A 22,847-nucleotide genomic window follows, 5' to 3' on the forward strand; every position below is an offset into this window, starting at 1 on the left:
CTGCCCTTTGGCCCCAGACTTTTAAAATTTTTGCAACGTGATTACACACTCCTGTCCAGTATGGGAACATCAAAGTTTAAAAACGAACCGAAATACTTGAGGTGGGATTGGCATGACCGCGGTGGAGGCAGAGAACCTTACGATACTCTACGAGGGCAAACCTGCTTTGAGCGACGTGACGTTCAGGTTAGATGAAGGTAAAACCCTGCTCCTCCTCGGCCCGAACGGTGCGGGAAAAACGACGCTTTTGAAAACGATAGCCTGCTTCCACCGCGAGTACAGGGGAAATCTCCTCGTCTTTGGAAGGAACCCCTGCGACGCGAGGCATCTGATAGGCTACGTCCCCCAGAGCAGTTCCCTCAACGAGCGCGTTCCCTTAACGGCCCTCGAAGTTGTCGCGATGGGCGGGCTCTACAGGAGGGGCTTCGTTCACTTCAAGATTCCGGAGGAGGTTCTGAAGAAGGCCGAGGAGGTTCTAACCTTCGTGGGCCTCGGCCACGTTAAGGACAAACTCTTCCGCGAGCTTTCAGAGGGACAGAAGCAGAGGGTCCTGCTCGCGAGGGCTTTAATGAGCGACCCCAAGCTTCTCCTCCTCGACGAGCCCCTCTCAGCGTTGGACCCGAGCGCGAGGGCAGAGGTAACGAACGTCCTCAGCAAGATAAAATCCGAGAAGAACGTCACGATGATAATAACAACCCACGACATAAACCCGCTCCTTGAGATAGGCGACCTCGTGATGCTGATTAACAAGAGGCTGATAGCCTTTGGAAAACCGGAGGAAGTCCTAACGGATGGAGTCATCAAGTCCGTCTACGGCCCGCTGGCGAAGGTAATCCCTGTCGGCGGAAAGCTCTACTGCATAACCGGCGACTTCCACCTCCACAGGGACAGGGGTGGTGGGCTGTGATTCCCGAGTTCATACTGAGGGCAATCCTCGCGAGTGTAATGGTCAGCGTCCTCCTCGGCCTGCTGAGCCCGCTGATAAACACCAAGGGTTTGGCTTTCCTCACTCACGCGCTCTTTCACGCCCTCCTCCTTGGAGCCGTCCTCGGAATGATTCTGGCTTTGCTGTTCAACAACTACGCCCTCGTAACCCTCGTCGCGCTCATAGTCACGATTGCAATCGTCCTAATCATAGCCCAGCTCGAAAAGCTCGGTTTCACCCCCGATTCGGCCGTAGGAATAGTGGCGAGCTTCGTTGCAGGCCTAACGGTTCTCGGCTTCGGAATCCTCTACAAGGTCATGGCGAGCAGGCCCTACTTCCCGCTTACCGAGAACATCGTTTCCTACCTTACGGGCGACATATTCCTCATAACCCTCAACAACCTGACGGTTCTAATCCTCGGCGGTGCGCTCATCTTCTTTGTCCTCCTCTTCCTCTACCGCGACTTCCTCTACCTCAGCTTCGACCCGGAGGGGCTTGAGAGCTACGGCGGGAACGCGAGGGCCTACCTCATGATTCTCTACGTCCTCGTGGGGGCGATTGGCGCTTTAATCGTCCAGACGGTTGGACTAATAACCCTCCAGGTCGTTGCAGTTCTGCCCGGCGCGATAGCGCTCATGGTGAGCTCGGATTTGAGGAAGGTCCTCGCGGTTAGCCTGCTTTTAACCCTCACCGTCCAGCTCTCGTCGGTTGTTCTGGCATACTTCACGGCAATCCCGCCGAGCGGTATAGCGACCATAATGCTGGGCGTAATCTACGGCGCGCTCCTCTTCCGGAGGTGAAACCGTGGGGCGGAAGATAGCGGGCATCGACGAGGCCGGCAGGGGGCCGGTGATAGGTCCGATGATCATCACGGCCATAGTCGTTGACGAGGATAAACTCGAGGAGCTCGAAGCCCTTGGGGTTAAGGACTCAAAAAAATTGACACCGAAGAGGCGCGAGAAACTGTTTGACGAGATTCTAAGCCTCGCTGATGATTACGCCGTTCTAATCCTCTCGCCGGAGGAGATAAGCTCCCGCGAGGGAACGCTCAACGAGTTCGAGGTCAAGAACTTCGCGAAAGCGTTGAACTCCCTGAAGGTGAAGCCCGACGTGATTTACGCCGATGCCGCCGACGTTGACGAGGAGCGCTTTGGAAGGGAGCTGAAGGAAAAGCTGGACTTTGAGGCTGAAATTATAGCGAAACACCGCGCCGACGCTCTCTTTCCGGTGGTTTCTGCCTCTTCCATAGTTGCAAAGGTTACAAGGGACAGGGAAATCGAGAGGCTGAAAGAGAAATACGGAGAAATAGGGAGCGGTTATCCGAGTGACCCAAGGACGAGGGCGTTTCTTGAGAATTATTACAGGGAGCACGGAACGTTTCCTCCGATTGTGAGAACCGGCTGGAAGACGCTGAAAAAGATTGAGGAAAAGCTCAGGGCGGAAATGGAAATCAAAAAATCAAAGAGGAGCCAGCTCAGTCTCGAGGACTTCCTAGGGAGTTAGCTTTTCCCCCGGTTGAACTTTTCTGAGACCCATTCCTTGAATCCATTCAGCCTCTCCCAGTAGAAGTCCAGGGAGCTTCTGAAGGCCTCCCACCTGAGGAGCTCGTTCAGCGCGACACCTATGACGACCGAGGCCGGTGGAACGAGAACCGTTGCGTAGAAGCTGAACTGCGTCTTCCCGCCGAGGGCGTACTGGAGGGCGAAGAGACCGATGGTGCTCCAGAAGACCATGAATGGTGCGAGGATTCCGGGCTTTCTCCGGTGAAGCCAGGGCATTGCAAAGATTAGAACGACCATGCCGAGGAGGAGAACCGGGTCGGTGCTCGCGAAGACGTTGGGGTTGAAGTGGAAGGGAAACGCTTTGTAGTTGACAAACCACTGCCAGAAAGGCGAGGTGTTCGGGTTCGGGCCCTTGTAGCTAAGGTGCCATCTGAAGCTCCCAAGGAACTGCTCCAGCCAGGGAACGAATCCTATAGCCTTTATTATCGTGATTTCGGGAATCAGGAACGCTATTCCGGGGATTATGACGACGATTGAGAAGAACCTTATGAACGACTTCTCCCTCTTGAGGGCCCTGAAGAGCAGAACAGGCCAGCCAAAGGCACCGCTGAGCTTCGTTGCCCCCGCCAAACCTATCGCCACGGCCGAGCCCAGCTCGCTCTCGTAGGCGAGGGCAAAGACGAAGAGCGCGACGAAGAAGGCAACGTGAATGTCGAGCATGGCGGTGATTGAAGTCGCTTGGAGCGTCGGGTCCGCAACTACGAATGCAAGCGCTATGAGCGACGCAAGGTAGCTTTTGCTTATCCTGTAAGTGGTGAGGACCACAAGGAGCTCTATGAGGGCGAACTCGATTATGCCGGGCAGACGCCAGTTGATTGGTTTGTCCCCGAGCAGAACCATGCTCAGCATTATGAAGTCCTTTCCGAGGAAGGGGTGCTCCGTGTTGAGGTAGTTCTGTATGTTCTCCTTGTCGGGATACCTAAAGCCAGGGACGACGTAATAGCTTCCTGGAGGGAGCTCCGCGGAGAGGTTGGTCAGAAAACCCCGGTACCTGTCCTTCGGAATCTCGTAGTAAACGCCGGGAAAGTTGTAGTATTCAAGCCTGAACCTTACACCGCTGAAGGCCGCGATGGCATCGGCCGTGCTCAGGTACTTGAACTTGTCGCTCTCGTTTGCGAAGATGACGTTGACGCCGTAGGTACCGTTGAACTCGTAGGTAACGTTCACTCCGAGAATGTGAAGGACGTTTCTGCTCGCGGGCACGTACCAGACCTCGTCGCCGATGTAGTCGTCGAGGCTCGGCTGAGAAGCGAAGTGATACTCGAACCAGACCGTCCCGGCCATCGTGAGGGCGACGATTAGAACGAAGGCAACCCGCTTCCAGTCCATTATTAACACCGCTGGAACTAAGCGGGCAACGTTTTTAAGCCTCCCCCCTTAGCCGAGAACATGCTCGAGGGAATCATCGAAGAGAAAGTCAGGGAGGCAATGGAGCTCATACGGCGCGGTTTCGACGAGAAGAAGCTCCGCGCGAGGCTTGGAAAGGATTGGGAGCTGATAGCCGAGATAGCGAGGGCAAGGATTAGGGCTAAAGACAAGTTCTCGCGCGACGACCTGTGGATGGACCTTGAAGGACTTCGCTACGCCACCCACGAGGTGGTCGCAAAGTACCGCGCCGAGCGCCTGAGGGAGTTCGGAGTCAGGAGCATCGCCGACGTCTCCTGTGGAATCGGAATCCAGCTCATCTTTTACGCGATGAAAGTCGAGAAAGCCTATGGAATCGACATAGACCCGCTCAAGATAGAGCTCGCAAGGAGGAACGCCGAGCGCTACGGCGTTACCAACATCGAGTTCATAAATGCAGATTCACTCGCGCCTGAGACCATCGAGAAAATCGATGCTGAGGTAATCTTCTCAGACCCGGCCAGACCGCCGGAGATGCCCGAGAGGAGGCTTGAGGATTTGCTCCCCAGCCCGCTGGCAATCTACAACGCCTACAAAGGCAAGACCGATGCGTTCATATTCGACCTCCCGCCCCAGATGAGGCGCGAGAGGGTTCCTTGGAAGGGCGAGTTCGAGTACATTGATTTGCACGGCCACCTGAACAGGCTGACCTTCTACACCGAACCACTCGCCAAAGCCGATAGGAGCGCCGTAATCCTTCCGGCTGGAGTCAGGCTCGAGAGCGACCCGAACCTTGAGGACATCGTCGAGTGGACTGAAACGCCCGGCCAGTACCTCTACGAGATTCCACAGGCCGTTGATTACGCCGATTTGCTCAACGAGCTGTTCCACGTTCTCAGCGGGAACGCGAAGATGCTCCTCCGCGAGAAGAGGCGCGTTCTGGCTACGGGCAACGAGCCGATTAAGAGTCCCTACCTCAAGAGGACCTACTCAGTCGTTGCCGTCCTGCCCTTCCATCCGGTCAGGATTAACGACCTCCTGAAGAGGGAAGGCTTCGGAAGGGCGACGCTGAAGATGAGCGTTCCCCAAGGGGAGTACTGGAAGATAAGGCGGAAGATAGAGGCCGGCCTGAAGGGCGAGAGAAGGGCCTTCGTTTTCAAGGTCGGGGAGAAAGCGGTTGTAGCTGAGGCGCTATAGCTCCTCTATCCTCGCGTTTCTAATCTTCTTCGAGCCTATTCTAAGCTGTTTGAAGTAGTTGACGTGTTCCTCGGGCAGAAAAGCCTCAAGGCTCGTTGATTTGAGGCGCTTCTTTCTCTTCTTCGGCTTTTCTTCCGGATTTGCCTTCGGCCTTGCCCCCGCTAGGAATTCATCGAGCTTCCTGTTCATTCGCCCACCCGGTGAAGATTGAAGCCGTCGTATAAAGGCTTTTTCCCTGGTTCAACCTTCTTAGGAAAGCTTTTAACTTCCGGGGTTTATCAGGGGAGAGAGTAAGGGGTGATGATAATGTGTGGAATCATCGGCTACATCGGCGAGCGACGGGCCTGCGAGGTAATCGTCAAGGGGCTCAAGAGGCTCGAGTATCGCGGTTACGATTCTGTTGGTGTTGTAACGGAGGAAAACGGGAAGCTGTACATAAAGAAGGGCGTCGGGAGCGTTGATGAGGTCGTTGAAAAGCTCAACCTCCTCGATATGCCCGGTAAGAGGGGCGTCGGCCACACCCGCTGGGCAACGCACGGCGTCCCGAACGATATTAACGCTCACCCCCAGAAGGACTGCACCGGGAAGATAGCTCTCGTTCACAACGGCATAATCGAGAACTTCGCGGAACTGAAGAAGGAGCTTGTCGAGAAGGGTCACACCTTCGAGAGCGACACCGATACCGAGGTTATCGCCCACCTCATAGAAGAGGAGCTGAAATCGAGCGAGAACTTTGAGGAAGCCCTGAGAAAGGCTCTCCTGAAGCTTAAAGGCTCCTTTGCTCTCGGTGTCATCTACACTGAAGAACCCGACAGGCTCTACTTCGTCAGGAACGAGAGCCCCCTCGTGCTCGGAATCGGCGAGGGCGAGAACTTTGGAGCCAGCGACGTCCCGGCCTTCCTTGAGTACACGAACAAGGTGGTTTTCCTCGACGACATGGAATACGCGGTCGTTACGAAGGACTCGTGGGTCGTGAAGAGGCTCGAAACCGGTGAGGAAGTCGAGAAGGAGGTCAAAACGATAGACTGGACGCTTGAAATGGCCGAGAAGGCAGGTTTTCCGCACTTCATGCTCAAGGAGATATTCGAACAGCCGAGGGTTCTCAGAGATGCCATTCACGGGAACGCGAAGGTAATACGCGACGTTGCGAGGGCGATAGCGGATTACGAGAAAATCTTCATCGTCGCGATGGGGACTTCCTATCACGCGGGCCTCGTCGGCAAATACCTTCTCCAGAGGCTGGCGAAGAGGGTTCCAATCGTTGAGGACGCAAGCGAGTTCCGCTACGAGTTCGAGGACCTGATTGATGAGAACTCCCTCGTCATAGCGATAACCCAGAGCGGTGAAACGGCGGACACGCTTGCCGCTATGAAGCTCGCGAAGAGGAAGGGGGCGAAGGTTTTAGCTATAGTCAACGTGGTCGGCAGTATGGCGACGAGGATAGCAGATTTAACGCTCTACACCCACGCAGGGCCCGAGATAGGCGTTGCAGCGACGAAGACATACACAACCCAGCTCGCGGTTCTCACGATGCTCGCCATAGAGCTGGCCAGAACCCTCGGAACGGCCGATGAAGAGTATCTTAAAGAGCTTGAAGATGGCCTAAGAAAGGTTCCCGAGGTCGTTGAGGAGGTTCTTAACCTGAACGAACCGCTCAGGGAGCTCGCAGAGGGTCTGAAGGACAGGGAGAACTTCTTCTACATAGGCAGGGGCATAGGCGTTCCGACAGCCCTTGAAGGTGCCCTAAAGCTCAAGGAGATAAGCTACATCCACGCCGAGGGACTGAGCGCGGGCGAGCTCAAGCACGGGCCTTTGGCCCTGATTGAGGACGGCGTTCCGATTGTGGCGGTAGCGCCGAACGGCAAGACCTTCGACAAGATGCTGGGCAACATAGAGGAAGCAAAGGCGAGGGGAGCGCACATAATAGCCCTTGGCTCCTCCGAAAGGTTGCGCGAGGTCTCGGATGCGTTCATTGAAATGCCCGACCTTGACGAGACCCTTACCCCGATTCCCTACATCGTCCCGCTCCAGCTTCTGGCTTATCACCTTGCCGTGCTGAGGGGCAACGACCCCGACAAGCCGAGGAACCTTGCCAAATCCGTTACGGTTGAATGAGGTGGTGTGAATGAAGACAGACGTTAAAGAAAAAAGGAAACGTAAGGGGGCCAAAACCGAGCTCTCCAAGTTTTACGTATATTTCAGGGAGTACGGGTTGCCGATTATAGTGCTCCTCTTCGCGTACGTTGGCTACAAGATAAGGGCAGTCACGTCGAGCTACAAGACGTTCCTTGACCCGGACACCTTCTTCCACTTCGAGATGTACAAGCTGGCAATCCACGAGTGGATTCCCAAGTATTACGCCTACGCCGAGCCCCCGATGGGCATAAAGGCCAGCGGTTACCTGGCGCTCTACACGATGCAGGCACTCTTCTACAAGATAACCCACGCGCTCTTCGGCTGGAGCGAACTCCAGGCCTTCAAGGTCTGGCCACCGTTCGTCGGCGCGATGATAGTCATAGCCGTCTTCCTCGTCGGCAGGAAGCTCCACTCAAACTGGGCCGGCTTCTGGGGAGCAGGCTTAATGATGGGCTTCTACGGGGCGATAACAAAGACCTACTCCGGAAACAACCGTGGTGAAGGACCCTTCATGATGTTCTTCCTCTTCGCCTTCTACTTCCTGCTGGTTTACCTCGACGAAAAGGAGTGGAACTGGAAGAAGATAGCCGGCGCGGTGGCGTTCCTGATACTCAGCCCGATTTACATGGGAGTCTGGACGGGTAGCCCGCTCGGTGTCATGATTTTCCTCGCAACCGGCGCAGTTGTCCCGGTCGTGTTCTTCGCCCTCGGAAGGATGGAGGAGCTCAAGCGCTTCGTCTTCGAGTACTACCCGATACTCGGCGTTTCCATAGTGCTCGGACTCATCGGGGCCCACGTCAGGTTCGTTGGAATCGGGCACTTCCTTGTCTTCGCCCTCGAGGTTCTCCTCGCGATGGTGGCCCTTGCGGTGGTCATGCTCTACGGTGAGAGGGTCGGCCTCAACTACTCCGACATGGCCCACAGGCTCGGAACCGTCATCGGCGTCTCGATAGCGGGATTCGTTGCCATATACGCCTACTTCGGAAAGGACCTCTTCAACTTCCTCAAAGCCGCGACGCGCTCAACCCCCCTCTACCAGACCGTTGCCGAGCTCCAGGGCCTCAGCTTCAGCCAGGTCATAAAGACCTTCAGCCTCAAGCCCGTATACCAGGGTGGAGTCGTCGTTAAGGGCGACAGCATAATCTTCCTCCTCTCCGTCGCGGGACTCGCGGTTCTAATATGGAGGTTCTACAGGCACGTCAAGGAGGGAAGCTACGAACTTTACAAGGACTTCATGCCAATTTTCTACTACTTCGGCGTCCTCTACCTCTACGTGCAGGCCATCAGGTTCTCGTTCCAGGCATCGGGGGCGGTCATACTCCTCGCGGGCATCGCCCTCGGTGAGGCGTTCCTCTTCGTTGAGAACATGAAGGACACGACCACCACAAAGGCACTCTATGCACTCTTCCTCGTGATGATTCTCTTCCCGATGCCCTACATCAGCGCGAGCTACTCCTACAACAACCAGAAGCTCATGATGAACTCCTACAAGCTCATAAACCCCAAGATGCCCGGTAGCGTTCCGGAGGCGTGGACTGACGCCCTGTTCTGGCTCAAGAACCACAGCGACCCCTACGCGACCGTCCTCAGCTGGTGGGACTACGGTTACTGGGAGGAGTCCAGCCTGCTCAGCCACAGGAGGGCCGTCAGCGATGGTGGTCACGGTTACGACAGGAGGTACATAATAGCGAAGTTCTTCTCGCACTATGACGCGAAGGGCGAGGTCGACCTTGAGGCCTGGGAGGACAGGTACGTTATAACCTTCCTTGACCCGTTCGACGGCCAGAGCGACTTCGGCAAGTTCGGGGCAATAGCCTACCTTGGAGGCGCCATCACTCACGGCGAGAACTATGGAATGTTCGGCTACGTCCCAGCCCAGAACATTGTAATCCAGAACAACACGGTCTACGTCAACCTCGGCAACAACCAGTACATAAAGCCCAAGATGACGGTTGACCTCGTCAACGGGCACTTCTACAAGGCCAACGGAAGTTACTCACCGTACGTGCTCTACATCGTCCCGTACAAGACATCAAACAACCAGGTTTACCCCGTTGGAATACTCGCCTATGAGAAGATAGCCTTCAGCAACTACGTGAGGCTTGCACTCCACCTTCCGTACTCAATTAAGGAGTGGGACGCCCAGAAGCTCTTCGCCAACTTCAAGCTCGTCTACACCGGCTACAACGGCTACCTCAAGAAGCAGGGAATCTACGACCCGAGTGTCAGGGTCTACGAGTTCACTCCCTTCGCGATATACAGGATGGACTTCCTCCAGAATGGAACATGGAAGCCATTCTACAGCACCATGGCCGGTGGAAAGCTTCCCCTCGGCAACCAGACGCTCAGGCTCTGGATTTCGGCCTTTGGACGGGACGTCAAGAACGGCACCATAATCTTCGAAGCCTACAACGGAACCAAGCTCATCGAGAGAAAAGTGGTTGCGGAGAACGTCTACGTTAACCACCTCAACGAGACGCCGGTCGAGGTTCACCTCTACGTGCCCAACGCCACCAAGTACCGCTTCCTCCTCATCCAGGACGGCCCGGTCGGCGTTACGAACGGCCCTGTCTACGTTGATGGAAAGCTTGGAAACCCGAGCTGGGTCATTGCTCCCGGTCAGAGCGGAACGATTAAGCTCACCGAGGCCTTCGACAGGAACTACACCGACGTCAAGTTCACCCTCAGGGGCGTCGTCTACTACTACATAGCCCCCAACGGGCCGGACATCTACAAGCCGGACTTCTATCTCGAACCGCACATGGACATCGTGGGCTACATTCCGGTGAAGACCATCCCGAGCGTCAAGAAGGGCGACAACGTAATCACCGGAAAGGCCAGCGTTCCCGCGGACTTCATTGATAGCTACATAAACGAGCTCAAGAAGAAGTACGGCGACAAGGTCGTCATCGTCAGCAAGAGGATTGAGCCGATATTCATCGCGAAGAAGACCTACGTCCTCTGGGAGGGGAGCTGAGCTTTCTCCCCTCTAACCGCTATGAACGCTCCGAGCCCCTTACATTTTTTGTAACATTTTCTATCCACCTTCTCCGCGAGGCCGAGGAACGGCCAGAACGAGGGGAAGAATATCACCCCGGCGCTCTCGACGTTGGTAAAGCCGGCGTTTCTGAGGAGCTCCTCCAGCTCACCCGGCGTGTAGAAGCGCGCGTATCGGTATGCAGTCTCGACGAAGAGGCTTTTTAGGCGTTTGAACAGGAACCAGAGGCTTCTCCCGTTCATCGTTCCGATTAGAACCTCTCCTCCAGGCTTTAAAACGCGATGGATTTCCCTTAAAACCCTCTCCGGCTCGTGGATGAACTCGAACATCGTGACGCTGAGAACGAGGTCAAAGCTCTCGTCCGGAAATGGGAGCGAGTAGGCGTCTCCTTTGACGCAGTCGAGACCCTTCGAGCGTGCTATTTTGAGCATCTCCTCGCTCGCGTCGAGGCCGATTACGTCGAAGCCCCGCCTTTTGAGCTCGAGCGTGTAGTTGCCGGTTCCACAGCCGAGGTCGAGGGCTTTGCCGGACCCGGTTTTAAGCATGGAGAAGACGAGCCATTTCTCGATTCTGTCAACGTACCGACCGGTCTTCGTCCTGTACCAGTCGTCGTAGCGGTGGGCTATCCTATCGAAGTACTCCATCAGAGCTTCACCTTGCCCTCGATGGTGAGCTCCTTGTCGGTTCTGTCGTCTATCCTGAGACTTATGACCACGCGCTTCGCCCCAGCCTTCAAAATCGCCTCGTGGCACTTCTTAACCAGCTGGAGGATTTCGTCCACCGAGCCCTCGACGACGGTTCCCATGGGACAGAGCTGGTATTTTAGGCCACTCTCCTCGATTATCCTGATTACGGGCTTCAGATACTCGCCGACGCTCGGGCTCCCCGTCCCGAGGGGAAAGATGCAGAGTTCCGCGACGGCCATCAGCCACCACCGGCGGGCGGGAATATGTGCACCTCGTCGTCGTCCTTGAGTTCGGTGTCAAGGCCTTTCAGGTGGAGGATGTTGTGTCCGTTCACGAGAATCATACCGTCTATCGGCTTGTTCGGTCCGACGCGGGGACTCTCAAGAAGTTCCTTCTTGATTTCAGGGCTGTAGTGTTCGGCGAGGTAGTCTATGAGTTCTCTCACGGTCTTCACACCGTGAACCTCAATCTCCTTCCTTCCGATTAGTTCGCGGAACGTCGCGTAAAACTTCACCCTCATCAGAGGCACCCATTGTTAATGGATGGAAACCCTTAAAGCAATTTCCTCTTACTATCTTAAGGTGGCGAGAAAGTGCTAAACGTTGAACCTGGCGAGTATTACTCCATCATTGATAAGCTGTTTGCATCAAGGATAGTTGAGGCCGTTGAGCCCCTTGGTGCAAGCGTTGAGAGGATTGACGTTAAAATAAGGCCCGATGGGAGGGTGCTTTTTCTAACGTTTGAGATTGACGTCGTCCAGCACAGTCTCGCGGGCATAGTTGACCTCGAAACCATCATTCAGGGAATCCTTGAAAAGCTCATCCAGGATGCCAACGCGTCATTTGGACGGCTTTACGGGGTCACCTTCGCACTGGATGGTCTTAAGGTGAGGGAGAACGTTCCAAAGGAAGGAAAGAAGGCGGAGATCAAACTAATTGTCAGTGGGCCTCCGGAAATGGAAGACGCTCTGAGGCGCCTCGGGAGGGGGCTTATGATAACCCTGAAAGACTGGGGAATTCCCCTGGCATCCGTGACCGTAACGACCGACGACCCAATCTCGCCAAAGACGGTCTCAATAGTCCTCCGGCTGACGAAGAGGATGAGCGAAGCGGAGAAAAATACGCTTCGGGAAGCGGTGGAGGCCAAAGCCAAAAACTACGCAAAAGCCCTGCTCCCCAAAAGCCTTGAGGTTCACGTCAAGGTTCTCGACCCGAGCGACAGGAACATTGCCCAGGTGATGAGAAGGGCCAGGGAGATAGAGAAGGAAGTTGAAATGCTCACCAAGGATGAGGAAATCAGAAAGCTCATGGAGGCCTTAGGTAAGTCTCCCTCGCCCTGATGTAGTCGAGCAACGGGTGGATTCTCTTCCAAACCTCCTCAACGCTCCCATCGCCGTCAACCCTCACGTATATCCCCTTGTTGCGGTAGAACTTTATTATCGGCTCCATGTTCTTCGTGTAGATTCTGTACCTCCGCTCCACGACCTCGCGCCTGTCGTCCCTCCTCTGAATCAGCTCCGAGCCACAGACGTCGCATATTCCGGGCTTTTTGGGCGGGTTGTGCTTGACGTGGTAAACCGCGCCACAGTTCGGACAGATTCTCCTCCCGCTTATCCTCTCGACGCTGGTTTCGAGGTCTATGAAAATCTCAAGGGCCAGGTCAAGCCTTATCCCGTGGTCGTATAGGTAGCTCTCAAGGGCCAAAACCTGCTCCGGAGTCCTCGGATAGCCGTCAAGGATGAAGTTCTCCCTCTGGCGCCTCAACTTGGAGATTATGAGCGTGTTCACAATCGTGTCAGGAATCAGTTCACCTCTGCTCAGGTAGGCCTCCATCTCCTTCCCTATCGGCGTTCCGCGCTCTATCTCCTTTCGTATCAGGTCGCCCGAGGAAATATACGTCAGACCGTAGCGCTCCACTATCCTGTGGGAATGCGTGCTCTTTCCGCTCCCTGGAGGGCCGAAAATCAGAATGTTCACCGCGCACCACCATTAAACATTTATGCACACGAGTTGAATAAACTTTTGGTGGTGGCCGTGAAGCTGAGCACTGGTTACGTCCGCGCGAGCGGTTACGCCCACAAGGTAAGGCGCGTTCTATTCGCTCTGGCGAGGAAAAAAGTCGAGCCCAAGGAGATTATCCGTGCCTCGGCCGAACTCAACCAGAGGATTTTCGAGGAGTTCCAGAGGCTCAACGTCTCGAAGGAGGACGTTGTGAGGATTACCGTCGAGTTCCAAATCAAGGACGGCTCGATAGTCTGGGACTACGACTCACTCAGGATTGAGGTCTACAGGAAAGGCGAGGAAGAGAGACTCGCGAAGGCGATGGAGGAAGTGGAAGAGCGCGAGAGGGAACTCGAGGAGAAGATTAGGGCCATCGAAGAAGTCGCCCTCAACCTCAAGAAGCTCAGCGACGAGCTAATCGAGAGGATTGAAGAACTCAAGCAGGAGCACACCTCACTCAAGCTCAGGGAAGAGCTATAGAGTCAAGGAAGATGTTGACGTAGGCAACGACGTGGGAAGCGAGGTAGCTCTTTTTCCCGACGCTTACTTTTTCCGCTATTCCCTCCAAGAATGCCTCGTCCTCCCGGCTCAGCCCCTCGTGGTCGCCGAGGACGAAAGCAACGTTTCCTCCGAAGGAAACCCTCTCTATCGGCCTGCCCTCCTCGTGAAGGTAGTAGAGCCTTGAGTTCTTGAGCGTCAGCCTGATGACGTCTTCAAAGGTCCTGTTGCTCACGTAGAGGCCGGGGTAAACCTCAACATCCTTCCCGGGCTCTTTCAGCCCCTCACCGGCCTTGAGCGCTTTCATTATCAGCTTCGCCGTGCTCCTCTCGTCGGGATTGAGGCGAACCTTCAGCTTCGGCCCATCAAAGCGTATGGCCTTCGGCGGGTTTGGCGGGCCGTAGAGGAGGAGCCAGACGCGGACATTTTTTCGGAAGCCGTGAGAGAGCAGAAAAGCGGAGTTTAGAAACCGGCAGAGGACGTCTATCCTCCCGCTCGTGCCAGGTAAATCGCTCAGCTTGAAGTCGGGGCTCGTTCTGGCCTTGTTGGCCTTGATTATGAAGGTTCTCAACTCACCCCCTCCCGTGCCTCTCGTACCAGCCCCACTCCTTCTTCGGCCCGAAGGCCCTTACTCCCTTCTTCGCGAGCGTTATCCTCAGTTCTTTCGCAATCTCGGGCGTTATCTCGCCCCTGCTTTCCATCCAGTTGATTATCTCCAAAGCCTCTTCGTCGGTCTCGCATCTCCGGAGGAAGTCTATGACCGTCGGCTCGTAGCCGGCAAAGCTCCTCGGCTCGGCCTCCTGCTCACCCTCCTCCTCGTCGGCCCGGAAGGCCTCTATCGGAACCCCACCTTCCTCAAGCTCCTTCGCGAGGGCAGGGAAGCGCTTCTCAAACTCCTCTTTATCGTACTCCTGCCACGCGAAGTCGTCAACCGGTTTCTTTTTCTTGCCGTCCATAGGCACACCGATTGGGTTACGGCAGTGGGCTTATAAACCCCACCCCGAAGGGGAGAGCATGAAGGGCTCGTACTTCCTCGTTATCAGGCTCAATGAAGGGAAGAGGATTCGCACGAAGGGGAAAACCTTCGAGCTCAAGCCGGGTTACTACGTTTACGTCGGCTCGGCCATGAACTCCCTCGAAAAGCGCGTCGCGAGACATTTCAGGCGGGAGAAAAGGTTACACTGGCACATTGACTACCTCCTCAAAGAGGCCGAGCTCCTCAGGGCTTACCTCATCGCGAGCGAGGTGAAGCTGGAGGAGAACCTCTCGCGCGAGGTTTCTCGCTTCGGTGAGCCGGTTCCGGGCTTCGGGGCCGGCGACGTTAGGGTAAGCACGAACCTCTACCGCTTTGATGACGAGCCGGACGAAGCCCTGAAGGGAATCCTCGATAAGCTCGGACTGGGCTGGAAAATCGTTAAAAGCGAAGATGACATAGGGAAAATACGGTGGTGATATGACAGTCATCGAGGCCGTCTACGACGGCGAGACTTTCAGGCCCCTAAAAAAGGTAAACCTCCCGAAGGGGGCGAGGGTCAAGGTAATCGTCGGCGAGACGATATGGGACCTACTTGAGGAGATTGAGGGAATTCCCGTTGATGCAAACGTCGAGGAAGTGCTCGAAGATGTCAGGGGACGAAAGAGGGTTCGTTATTGACACTAACGTCATAGTCGGAGCGTTCTTTTACGAAAGGAACTACCCCCAGATTAGAAACAAACAAGCGGTGCTCAGAAAATGCAGATTGATACTCGACTTGGTGAAAGGGAAAAACGTCGCAATCCCCCGAGTGGCAGTTGTTGAGGTCATAAGCGTTGTAAAAAGGATAAGCGGGGATACAAGTCTCGCCATCAGGCTTGGAAACGCCGTCGAGGCATCATTTGAGGTAGTGTCCGAGGAGGAAATATACGGAATCGCCAAGGAAACTGCTTCATTAGTTGCGCCTTCTGGATTCGATACTTATTTCCTTGCCCTGGCACTAATGAAGGGATACAGTCTGATAACGCGTGATAAAGCCCTTTGTTCGCATTCAAAGGATTTAAACGTTCCTTGTCTTCTCATTGATGAATCTACCGATGACAAAATGATTAAAGAATTCTTGGGGGTGTGAACATGCTCGAAATAGGCAAAGTCGAGCGCTACATTCACAAGAAGCTGGAGAAGGAGAAGCTCCACTTCGTTCTCCTCGACCCGGACGACGTTTCACCGGAAACCGCCGGGAAGATAGCGGAGATGAGCGAAAGCATTGGCGTTGACGCGATAATGGTCGGAGGCTCGACCGGGGCCGAGGGAGACGTTCTCGACAACGTTGTTAAGGCGATAAAAGATTCCTCCAGCCTGCCGGTAATCCTCTTCCCCGGCTCGCACGGCGGGATAAGCAGGTACGCCGACGCGATATTCTTTATGAGCCTCCTCAACTCGCGGAACCCCTTCTTCATAACCGGCTCTCAAGCTTTGGGAGCCTTCACCGTCAAGCGCTACGGAATAGAGCCGATTCCGATGGCTTATTTAATAGTCGAGCCCGGTGAAACGGTGGGCTGGGTTGGAGATGCGAAGCCGATACCGAGGCACAAGCCGAAGATTGCCGCCGCTTACGCTTTGGCCGGACAGTACCTCGGTATGCGCCTCGTTTACCTCGAAGCGGGCAGTGGAGCGCCACAGCCGGTTCCGCCCGAGATGATTGCCCTCGTGAGGAAGGCCATAGACGTTCCCCTCATCGTTGGAGGGGGCATAAGAACCGGGGAGCAGGCGAGGAGAGCGGTTGAAGCGGGGGCCGACATCATCGTTACCGGAACGGCGATAGACAAAGCGAAAACCATTGAGGAAGCCAGAGAAAAGCTGGAAGAGCTCAACGCAGGGATTAAAGGAAAGTGACTTTTGCACTCTTTCCTTCCGTTTCATTTGAGGGTTGAACCACAACTCTTTTTATAGGGCTGAAACCACATGGGTTGACATAGGTCCAGAGGGGCCCAGGGAGGTGATAGAGATGATAGCGGTGAGAGGTGAGGACGATGACGGTGGTAAGGAGTGCAGTGGGGACCTCAAGGACGTTCAGGGGCAAGCTCAGGGACGCGTTTCTGCTGTCGTTCCCAGCCCTGTTCCTGTGCCTGATATTTGACTTCGTCGGCGGTGCTGTTCTCGGTAAGAACTGGGACACCATAATGAGCTACTTCCCGATTCTGGTCTTCATAATGCCCGGCCTCATGGATTTGAGGGGCAACATCTTCTCGGCCCTCGCGTCCCGCTTCACGACCAAGCTCAACCTCGGTCTCATCGATAGCGTCCGCGACCCGGAGGTGACCACTCAAATAGTCATGGCAATCCTCAGCAGTAAAATTCCCCTCGTTGTACTCTGGGTTGTCGGCCTGTTCCTCGTCCATAACTTTGTTCAGGACGTCATAGTCCTGCTCATGGTTGTCGCGTCGGCGATATTCATTGGAGTTATCCTTGGCTATGGAACCGCCCTGATTACGATAATCCCCTTCAAGAAAGGCTACGACCCGGATTTAATCGCGGCACCGCTCATAAGCTCAATAGCGGACCTGATAACGATGCCTACGATGGTCTACTTCGCACTCCTCTACCTACACCACGAGCGGGCGTTCTACGCGCTGTCTTTCACGATGCTCGCCCTGCTTGTGCTCTTGGCACTAAAAGCCAGGTTTAAGCAGGAGCACAGGCGCGCCTTCGGAGAGCTGGCAGCGATAATCGGCGCGATGGCGCTCATCGAGACCGTAACCGGTGGCTTGCTCGTAACATACGAGAAAATCATCAACGCGGTAATCATCGTCAGCGTCATGTGGCCGAGCGTGAACGACAGCATGGGCAACTTCGGCTCGATAATAGCGGCGAAGGTTTCCACCAAGATTCACCTCGAGGGCGTTGAGGCCGTCAAGAGCAGGGAGACGCTCTACGATTTCCTCTCGCTCCTAATCCTCGCACCGATAATCGGCTATCTGACGAACCTCATCTCGATGTGGGTTGTGGTCCACTACATCCACAGGCCCGCGAGAATCCTCTGGAACTTCGTGCTCGGCTTCCCGCTGATAATACTCGTGGCGATGCTCATCGGGCTCGTCGTGGCGATACTGGCGGACAAGTACAACTGGGACCCCGACAACGTGGCTATCCCAGTAGTCACGACGCTCAGCGACGTCATAGGAACGATGTTCCTCGTCTGGGTGGCGCTGAGTGCAATATGAAAAAAAGTCAAGCCTCGGAGAGCACCTTAAAGGAAAGCTTTCCGTCCTTCACAATTTTTCTGAGCTCCTGAATGAGTCTCCTATCGCCAACGAGCTCCATTCTGACTTCGGACATACCGGTCGCGTCGGGCGGAAGGAAGTGTATGTCCTTAATCCTGCCACCAACCTTCGAGAGAAGACGACCAAGGATGCTCCCCCTTTCCTTGTAGGGGAGTCTCATGTTAACTTCAAGGATTTGCATACCCATCACCGCTTTATTCTTTGAAAAAAGACCTATAAAACCTTTTTCATGAGCGGGGATTATCGGTTTCTGAGGAGAATATTCCCAAGAGTTATTACGGGTCCGGTAGATTTTTATCTCAGCGCTTCTATATCCCTCTGGTGATTGCCATGAGGGCCTTCATTTCTCTCGACCTTGAGGGTTTACCCCATATCGTCAGCAGGGAGCACCTCTTCGTGAAGGGCGCCCTCTACGCGGAAGCGAGGAAGATAGCGACCGAGGTTGTAAGGGTCGTCGCCGAGACGCTCCACCACGAGCTCGGGGTTGATGAGGCTGTCATAGCGGACAGCCACGGCCCGATGGTAAACATCCTCGTGGACGAAACGCCGGACTACGTCAGGCTCGTCAGGGGCTTTCCGAGGCCGTTGAGCATGGTCGCCGGGGCGAAGGGGTCGGACTTCGCAATCTTCCTCGGCTACCACGCCAAGGCCGGAACCGGCGGGGCAACCTTTGATCACACCTACAGCGGTGCGACCGTTGACAGGCTTGAGATAAACGGCGTTGAGGTCAGCGAGACCCTTTTGAACGCCTACCTGCTCGGCGAGTGGAACGTTCCGGTTGCAATGGTCGCCGGAGACAAAGCGCTGATAGAAACGGACGTGAAGACTCACCTCCCCTGGGCGGTCGGCGTTCCGCTGAAGGAGAGCTTCGGCAGGTATTCGGCAATGAGCCCGGGAATGGAAGGAATAAAGGAGCTCCTCCGCGAAGGAACCCTTGAGGCCTTCAGGCGCGTTGAGCGCGGTGAGGTCAAGCCACTGAAAACCGAGAGGCCGGTCGAGGTCAAGCTCCGCTTCCTCAACAGCGCCTACGCGGAAGTCGCCGAGCTGTTGCCCTTCGTCGAGAGGCTTGACGGAAAGACCGTCCGCTTCGAGGCGGAAAGCGTTGAAGATGCCTACAGGACCTTTGAAGTTCTCGTTCTGGCTTCCGCCGGTGTTAACTCGATAGTGAACCGCTAACGATTTAAGCGGAAGTCCATAACTCAAATCGCCCCCGGGAAACCGCGGGGGATGAGCGCCTCGGCGAGCCGTGAGTCCCCTTCGCTCCCCGGGGGCACAGTTTTCACGCTCACTCCGGTGGAACTTGAGTGACCGGAAAAACACTTTTTGTCGTTATGGGTTAGTTTTTAGCCATTGAGAAACTTCATGATTAACTTAGTGTACATGAAAGTCCGCTCAAGTTAACGAATGGACTTAACTCCCCCAGTTTTGTCAAATGTACCCCTTTTCGAAGCCCTTATATTCCCCTGCCCGAAAAATCTTCGAGGTGATACCGTATGGAAGTCAAAGGTGGTTACTGGGGTAAGATTCTGAGGGTCAACCTGACGACGGGAGAGATTAAGGTCGAGCCCCTCCCCGAGAACTTCCCGAGGAAGTACCTCGGTGGCGTCGGCTTTGGAACGAGACTCCTCTACGACGAGGTTCCGGCCGGAGCCGACCCGCTCGGACCCGAGAACAAGATGATTATCACCCCCGGTCTCTTCGTCGGAACCGGAATCGGAACGGGTTCCAAGACGGCCTTCAACTTCAAGAGCCCGCTCACCGGTGCCTACGGCCGTTCGATGGCTGGCGCCAAGATGGGTGAGGAGCTCAAGAAGGCCGGTTACGACGTCCTTATCATTGAGGGCCAGAGTGAGGAGCCGGTTCTTCTCTACATCAAGGACGATGAGGTCAAGCTCGTTCCGGCAAACGAGTACTGGGGCCTCACCACGGGCGAGGCGAGAAAGAAGGCCAAGGAGGAGTACCCTGGCTTTGCGACCGCTTTCATCGGCCCGGCCGGCGAGAACCTTAGCCTTATTGCAACGATAGACACCGACGAGAGGCAGGCCGGTAGGGGTGGCCCCGGAGCAGTCCTCGGAAGCAAGAAGCTCAAGGGAATCGTCGTCAAGGGCACCAAGAAGATACCGATTGCCGAGCCCGAGAAGCTCCGCGAGCTCATCAAGAAGTGGGCAATGATATTCAAGGACCACCCAGCCACTAAAGCCGACATGGACTACGGAAGCGGTGAGTTCCTCGACTGGATGAACCGCGAGAGGGGAACCTTCCCGGTTAGGAACTGGCAGATGGGCTTCTTCAAGAAGGCCTACGAGAGGCTCAAGGAGATGCAGGAGAAAGGTTTGCAGTTCAGGGTTCACATCGAGATTGACCCCTACTACTGGGCGCCCAAGTACCGCGTCGGGAGGAGACCCTGCCCGATGTGCAACAAGCCCTGCAGTCAGTACATCAAGGTCGAGAGCGAGAAGTGGGGCACCTTCATGACCGACGGTCCGGAGTACGAGACCCTCTACTCCTTCGGTGGAGCCCTTGAGCTCGACGACTTCGAGACCGTCGCGTATCTCAACTACCTTGCGGACGAGCTCGGTCTTGATACCATCTCCGCCGGTGTAACAATCGCCTGGGCCATGGAGGCCTATGAGAGGGGCCTTCTCACCAAGGAAGAGGCCGACGGCCTTGAGCTGACCTTCGGCAACGGCGAAGCTGCTGTTGAGGCCCTCAAGAAGATGGCCTACCGCGAGGGCAACCTCGGAAAGCTCTTGGCCGATGGTGTCAAGAGGGCCAGCGAGAGGCTCGGCAGGGGAAGCGAGAAGTTCGCGCTCCACGTTAAGGGCATGGAGCCCCCAGCTTATGACGTCCGCGGTATAAAGGGAATGGCTTTGGCATTTGCAGTCAACGTTCGCGGTGCCGACCACCTCACGAGCGGTGCCTACGGAACCGAGCTCGTCGGCAAGTGGTGGAAGTTCGAGGGCGTTGACAGGACCAAGGCCGAGAACAAGGGCTTCGAGATTGCCTTCCACGAGAACCTCATGGCCATCTACGACGCCACCGGTGTCTGTAAGTTCTCAAGGCACATGTACTTCCTTGAGGGCTTCCCCGAGCTCGTCGAAGCGGTTACCGGCATGAACATCGGCGAGGCCGAGCTGATGGTCATCGGCGAGAGGATAATGAACATCGCCAGGGCTTTCAACGTCCGCGAGGGCTTCACCAGGAAGGACGACACGCTCCCGTACAGGATTATGTGGGAGCCGATTCCAGAGGGGCCGAGCAAGGGCTTGCACGTCCCGCCGTGGGAGCTCGACAGGATGCTCGACGAGTACTACCAGGCCCGCGGATGGAGCAGGGACGGAATCCCGACCAAGGCCAAGCTCATGGCCCTCGACCTGCCGGACATCGCAGACGACATTGGAGCAGGGATTTAGACATCCTTTGCCTTTTTATCTCTACTCTACTAAAGGGGGAATATTAACATTGAGTACTTATCTCCAGAAACTAAGAGAATTCGTTGACTATGTTGAAGACATTGCAACGAAATCAGAATATGGCTTAGACCCAAAAAAGAGTGAAAGAATTAGAATAGAGTTCATGACGCTCAAAACATTTGCACATTCTAACATATATTTGGCAGGTAACATGGACCACCTCGCCGAGCTCAAATTTCTAGAAAGTAAATTTAACACCATTCTCACAGAAGCTGAGAGTCGTTTTGAGATATATAAAGCAAAACAAGATTGCAAATGGCTAAAATATATTTGTGTGTTAGTTATTAGTAGTGGTCTATTAACGGCTATCTTGAGGATGGTCGGATAAGTATTTTTTAATCAACCTTTACCCTTTTATCCCCTTCCCTCTTATTCTCTCCGGTGGAGGAAATGGACGAGAAGCTAAAGGCCTGCAAGAACTGCCGATGGTTCGGGCCGATTGACTCCTACTTCCTGACCTACGGGATGTGCAGGAAGCACATGAAGACTGTCCACATGAACTTCGTATGTGGGGATTGGGAGCCGTTATGGGGCGAGCGCTAAAGCGTCCCTCCAGTCAAAGACCCCTGCATTCTCGGGCTCCCGTGGGAGGACGCTCCTGTCCAGGACGACGAGGAGGTTAACCTCAGCTCCCGCGCTCTCAAACTTGTTTTCAGCCTTTCTAATGTCCCGCTCTCTAAGTTTCTCCTTCCACTTGACCTCGGCGACCAAGTAGAGCCTCCTGTTCTTCACAAGGGCAACGTCGAGCTCAAGCTCCGGCTTCTCAATCCTGACGGGCTGAAGGCCGTAGTGCTGGGCGAAGAGACGTTCAAAGAACACCTCTACGTAGTGGGGCAGTTTTTCCTCCAGCAATCTGCGGACGGTTTTCTGGGGAAGACCTGTCTCGAAGAAACCATACTTTGTGTTCAGGTAGTACGCGAAGTCCACGAGGGGCGATACATGGCGGTAGCGGTAGACCTTCCTTTTCTTTCCGAAGACGGGGATTCTCTCAAGCAGGCCCATTCCCGCGAGGGTTTCGAGGTATGGCGCTACGGCTCCCGGGGAAGCGTTCTCCAGCAATCCCCGAGAAGATAGCTCCCCCGCTATTTCCCCAGTGCTTACCTTTCCCCCGGCAACGGCCTCAAGGATTGCCCAGTATCTCCGGGTAAGCTCGCGCTCTTCCTCGGTAAATATCTCCCCCACGAGGCCGGGAACGTAGTCCTTGAGAACGGTACCGATGACGTCAAAGGTTTCGACGCCGTAGGATTCCACCGTAGGAGCGAGCCACGGTTCCTGAACGAGAACGGCGAGCTCTACGAGGGACCTGCCTTCAAAACCAATGGAGTGAACGAACTTTAGGGCGTCAGAAGGCCTGACGAGGCCAACCTCATGGGCGTGGAAGAGGCCCAGCAACGGACTGCTCCTCCCGAGGAACCTCCTGAAGTAATGCCTCGTCGAGGTTATGAGGGTCAGTTCACCCTTTCCCGACAGGCCCTGGAGAAGCGAGAAAAACGGCTCTCCGAGGCGATGAAACTCGTCAACGACTATTCTACCTGTTTGGAGGAGAAGCGGGAGAAACTTCATGAACTCGTCAAGGGCCATTCTCTCCCCGTTCTCCACATCGATGAGCTCCGAGCCCCTCGTAACGATGAAGTATCTCGCATAGTTTCCCCTTTCGCGGACGTAGAAAGTCTTTCCCGTCTTTCTGCGCCCGTAGAGAAGCAACCACTTCGCTTTGAGGGCAACGTCGAGTTCGGGCCTTTCTATAATGGCCATTAGTATAACCACCATT

General features: G+C 55.2%; 26 protein-coding genes. 16 read left to right on the plus strand and 10 right to left on the minus strand.

Annotated elements, in window-relative coordinates:
• Window positions 1–112 precede the first annotated feature (112 nt).
• Genes E3E28_RS00765 through rnhB form a run of 3 tightly spaced genes read left to right on the plus strand, consistent with a single transcriptional unit; the run spans window position 113 to window position 2,428 of the window.
• Entirely contained in the window at window positions 113–907 is a 795-nt protein-coding gene (locus E3E28_RS00765; RefSeq protein WP_167913645.1) for a metal ABC transporter ATP-binding protein, read from the plus strand.
• Window positions 904–1,725, plus strand: a complete 822-nt coding sequence (locus E3E28_RS00770) for a metal ABC transporter permease (protein ID WP_167913646.1) — start codon at window positions 904–906, stop codon at window positions 1,723–1,725. Before E3E28_RS00765 ends, E3E28_RS00770 begins: the two co-directional genes overlap by 4 nt.
• Before the next feature lie 4 nt (window positions 1,726–1,729).
• Window positions 1,730–2,428: a ribonuclease HII gene (rnhB, locus tag E3E28_RS00775; protein WP_167913647.1), complete on the plus strand. Its 699-nt coding sequence runs from the start codon at window positions 1,730–1,732 to the stop codon at window positions 2,426–2,428.
• Here rnhB and E3E28_RS00780 read toward each other — a convergent pair.
• Entirely contained in the window at window positions 2,425–3,816 is a 1,392-nt protein-coding gene (locus tag E3E28_RS00780) for a dolichyl-phosphate-mannose--protein mannosyltransferase (RefSeq protein WP_167913648.1), read from the minus strand. The two genes, rnhB and E3E28_RS00780, sit on opposite strands and share 4 nt — an antisense overlap.
• A gap of 60 nt (window positions 3,817–3,876) precedes the next feature.
• Here E3E28_RS00780 and E3E28_RS00785 point away from each other — a divergent pair, with 60 nt between their 5' ends.
• Window positions 3,877–5,028 (plus strand): methyltransferase domain-containing protein, encoded by a 1,152-nt coding sequence (locus E3E28_RS00785; protein WP_167913649.1) that lies wholly within the window; start codon window positions 3,877–3,879, stop codon window positions 5,026–5,028.
• Here the strand turns inward: E3E28_RS00785 and E3E28_RS00790 are convergent.
• On the minus strand, window positions 5,023–5,217 hold the full coding sequence (locus E3E28_RS00790) for a PCNA-inhibitor (RefSeq protein ID WP_167913650.1): 195 nt from the start codon (window positions 5,215–5,217) through the stop codon (window positions 5,023–5,025). The two genes, E3E28_RS00785 and E3E28_RS00790, sit on opposite strands and share 6 nt — an antisense overlap.
• A gap of 117 nt (window positions 5,218–5,334) precedes the next feature.
• Here E3E28_RS00790 and glmS point away from each other — a divergent pair, with 117 nt between their 5' ends.
• The gene (gene glmS / locus E3E28_RS00795) at window positions 5,335–7,143 is read left to right on the plus strand and encodes a glutamine--fructose-6-phosphate transaminase (isomerizing) (RefSeq protein WP_167915066.1); all 1,809 of its coding nucleotides are present in this window, start codon (window positions 5,335–5,337) and stop codon (window positions 7,141–7,143) included.
• Between the two features lie 10 nt (window positions 7,144–7,153).
• The gene (locus E3E28_RS00800; protein ID WP_167913651.1) at window positions 7,154–10,141 is read left to right on the plus strand and encodes a peptide transporter; all 2,988 of its coding nucleotides are present in this window, start codon (window positions 7,154–7,156) and stop codon (window positions 10,139–10,141) included.
• On the opposite strand, the gene E3E28_RS00805 is transcribed toward E3E28_RS00800, so the two are convergent.
• Genes E3E28_RS00805 through E3E28_RS00815 form a run of 3 tightly spaced genes read right to left on the minus strand, consistent with a single transcriptional unit; the run spans window position 10,117 to window position 11,368 of the window.
• Window positions 10,117–10,806 carry a class I SAM-dependent methyltransferase gene (locus E3E28_RS00805; RefSeq protein ID WP_167913652.1) on the minus strand — a complete coding sequence of 230 codons (690 nt, stop codon included), beginning with the start codon at window positions 10,804–10,806 and terminating at the stop codon, window positions 10,117–10,119. The two genes, E3E28_RS00800 and E3E28_RS00805, sit on opposite strands and share 25 nt — an antisense overlap.
• Entirely contained in the window at window positions 10,806–11,087 is a 282-nt protein-coding gene (locus tag E3E28_RS00810) for an MTH1187 family thiamine-binding protein (RefSeq protein WP_167913653.1), read from the minus strand. The genes E3E28_RS00805 and E3E28_RS00810 overlap by 1 nt, the downstream gene beginning before the upstream one ends.
• On the minus strand, window positions 11,087–11,368 hold the full coding sequence (locus E3E28_RS00815; protein WP_167913654.1) for a ubiquitin-like small modifier protein 1: 282 nt from the start codon (window positions 11,366–11,368) through the stop codon (window positions 11,087–11,089). The genes E3E28_RS00810 and E3E28_RS00815 overlap by 1 nt, the downstream gene beginning before the upstream one ends.
• Before the next feature lie 72 nt (window positions 11,369–11,440).
• On the opposite strand from E3E28_RS00815, the gene E3E28_RS00820 reads away from it, so the two are divergent.
• Window positions 11,441–12,187, plus strand: coding sequence for a hypothetical protein (locus E3E28_RS00820; RefSeq protein ID WP_167913655.1), 747 nt, complete (start codon window positions 11,441–11,443; stop codon window positions 12,185–12,187).
• On the opposite strand, the gene E3E28_RS00825 is transcribed toward E3E28_RS00820, so the two are convergent.
• Complete coding sequence (locus E3E28_RS00825) at window positions 12,153–12,824, minus strand: adenylate kinase (protein ID WP_167913656.1); 672 nt, start codon at window positions 12,822–12,824, stop codon at window positions 12,153–12,155. The two genes, E3E28_RS00820 and E3E28_RS00825, sit on opposite strands and share 35 nt — an antisense overlap.
• A 57-nt stretch (window positions 12,825–12,881) precedes the next feature.
• Here E3E28_RS00825 and E3E28_RS00830 point away from each other — a divergent pair, with 57 nt between their 5' ends.
• The gene (locus E3E28_RS00830) at window positions 12,882–13,328 is read left to right on the plus strand and encodes a single- stranded DNA-binding family protein (RefSeq protein ID WP_342764497.1); all 447 of its coding nucleotides are present in this window, start codon (window positions 12,882–12,884) and stop codon (window positions 13,326–13,328) included.
• Here the strand turns inward: E3E28_RS00830 and trmY are convergent.
• Both trmY and E3E28_RS00840 read right to left on the minus strand, forming a co-directional pair.
• Entirely contained in the window at window positions 13,312–13,917 is a 606-nt protein-coding gene (trmY, locus tag E3E28_RS00835; protein WP_167913658.1) for a tRNA (pseudouridine(54)-N(1))-methyltransferase TrmY, read from the minus strand. The two genes, E3E28_RS00830 and trmY, sit on opposite strands and share 17 nt — an antisense overlap.
• 1 nt (window position 13,918) lies before the next feature.
• Window positions 13,919–14,302 carry a DUF2095 family protein gene (locus E3E28_RS00840; protein WP_167913659.1) on the minus strand — a complete coding sequence of 128 codons (384 nt, stop codon included), beginning with the start codon at window positions 14,300–14,302 and terminating at the stop codon, window positions 13,919–13,921.
• 58 nt (window positions 14,303–14,360) lie between these two features.
• Here E3E28_RS00840 and E3E28_RS00845 point away from each other — a divergent pair, with 58 nt between their 5' ends.
• From E3E28_RS00845 to E3E28_RS00865, 5 genes are all read left to right on the plus strand, one after another.
• Window positions 14,361–14,798 (plus strand): DUF123 domain-containing protein, encoded by a 438-nt coding sequence (locus E3E28_RS00845; RefSeq protein ID WP_167913660.1) that lies wholly within the window; start codon window positions 14,361–14,363, stop codon window positions 14,796–14,798.
• A gap of 1 nt (window position 14,799) precedes the next feature.
• Window positions 14,800–15,000: an antitoxin family protein gene (locus E3E28_RS00850; protein WP_014121815.1), complete on the plus strand. Its 201-nt coding sequence runs from the start codon at window positions 14,800–14,802 to the stop codon at window positions 14,998–15,000.
• Window positions 14,969–15,451: a PIN domain-containing protein gene (locus E3E28_RS00855; RefSeq protein ID WP_167913661.1), complete on the plus strand. Its 483-nt coding sequence runs from the start codon at window positions 14,969–14,971 to the stop codon at window positions 15,449–15,451. Before E3E28_RS00850 ends, E3E28_RS00855 begins: the two co-directional genes overlap by 32 nt.
• A gap of 2 nt (window positions 15,452–15,453) precedes the next feature.
• On the plus strand, window positions 15,454–16,215 hold the full coding sequence (locus E3E28_RS00860) for a geranylgeranylglyceryl/heptaprenylglyceryl phosphate synthase (RefSeq protein WP_167913662.1): 762 nt from the start codon (window positions 15,454–15,456) through the stop codon (window positions 16,213–16,215).
• 137 nt (window positions 16,216–16,352) lie between these two features.
• A complete protein-coding gene (locus E3E28_RS00865) occupies window positions 16,353–17,543 on the plus strand; it encodes a magnesium transporter (RefSeq protein WP_167913663.1) in 1,191 nt (396 codons plus the stop codon).
• Window positions 17,544–17,550: 7 nt separating this feature from the next.
• Here E3E28_RS00865 and E3E28_RS00870 read toward each other — a convergent pair whose 3' ends face one another.
• Window positions 17,551–17,784 carry a hypothetical protein gene (locus tag E3E28_RS00870; RefSeq protein WP_167915067.1) on the minus strand — a complete coding sequence of 78 codons (234 nt, stop codon included), beginning with the start codon at window positions 17,782–17,784 and terminating at the stop codon, window positions 17,551–17,553.
• 149 nt (window positions 17,785–17,933) lie between these two features.
• Between E3E28_RS00870 and E3E28_RS00875 the strand changes: the two genes are divergently transcribed.
• The 3 genes from E3E28_RS00875 to E3E28_RS00885 all read left to right on the plus strand — a co-directional run bounded on the left by E3E28_RS00875 (window position 17,934) and on the right by E3E28_RS00885 (window position 21,619).
• The gene (locus E3E28_RS00875; RefSeq protein ID WP_167915068.1) at window positions 17,934–18,779 is read left to right on the plus strand and encodes a M55 family metallopeptidase; all 846 of its coding nucleotides are present in this window, start codon (window positions 17,934–17,936) and stop codon (window positions 18,777–18,779) included.
• A gap of 317 nt (window positions 18,780–19,096) precedes the next feature.
• Complete coding sequence (locus E3E28_RS00880; protein ID WP_167913664.1) at window positions 19,097–21,016, plus strand: aldehyde ferredoxin oxidoreductase family protein; 1,920 nt, start codon at window positions 19,097–19,099, stop codon at window positions 21,014–21,016.
• 441 nt (window positions 21,017–21,457) lie between these two features.
• Entirely contained in the window at window positions 21,458–21,619 is a 162-nt protein-coding gene (locus E3E28_RS00885; RefSeq protein WP_167913538.1) for a hypothetical protein, read from the plus strand.
• On the opposite strand, the gene E3E28_RS00890 is transcribed toward E3E28_RS00885, so the two are convergent.
• Window positions 21,602–22,846 (minus strand): ATP-binding protein, encoded by a 1,245-nt coding sequence (locus E3E28_RS00890; protein WP_240921633.1) that lies wholly within the window; start codon window positions 22,844–22,846, stop codon window positions 21,602–21,604. The two genes, E3E28_RS00885 and E3E28_RS00890, sit on opposite strands and share 18 nt — an antisense overlap.
• Window position 22,847 lies beyond the last annotated feature (1 nt).

Source organism: Thermococcus sp. 21S9 (genome assembly GCF_012027635.1).
Lineage (GTDB): Archaea > Methanobacteriota_B > Thermococci > Thermococcales > Thermococcaceae > Thermococcus.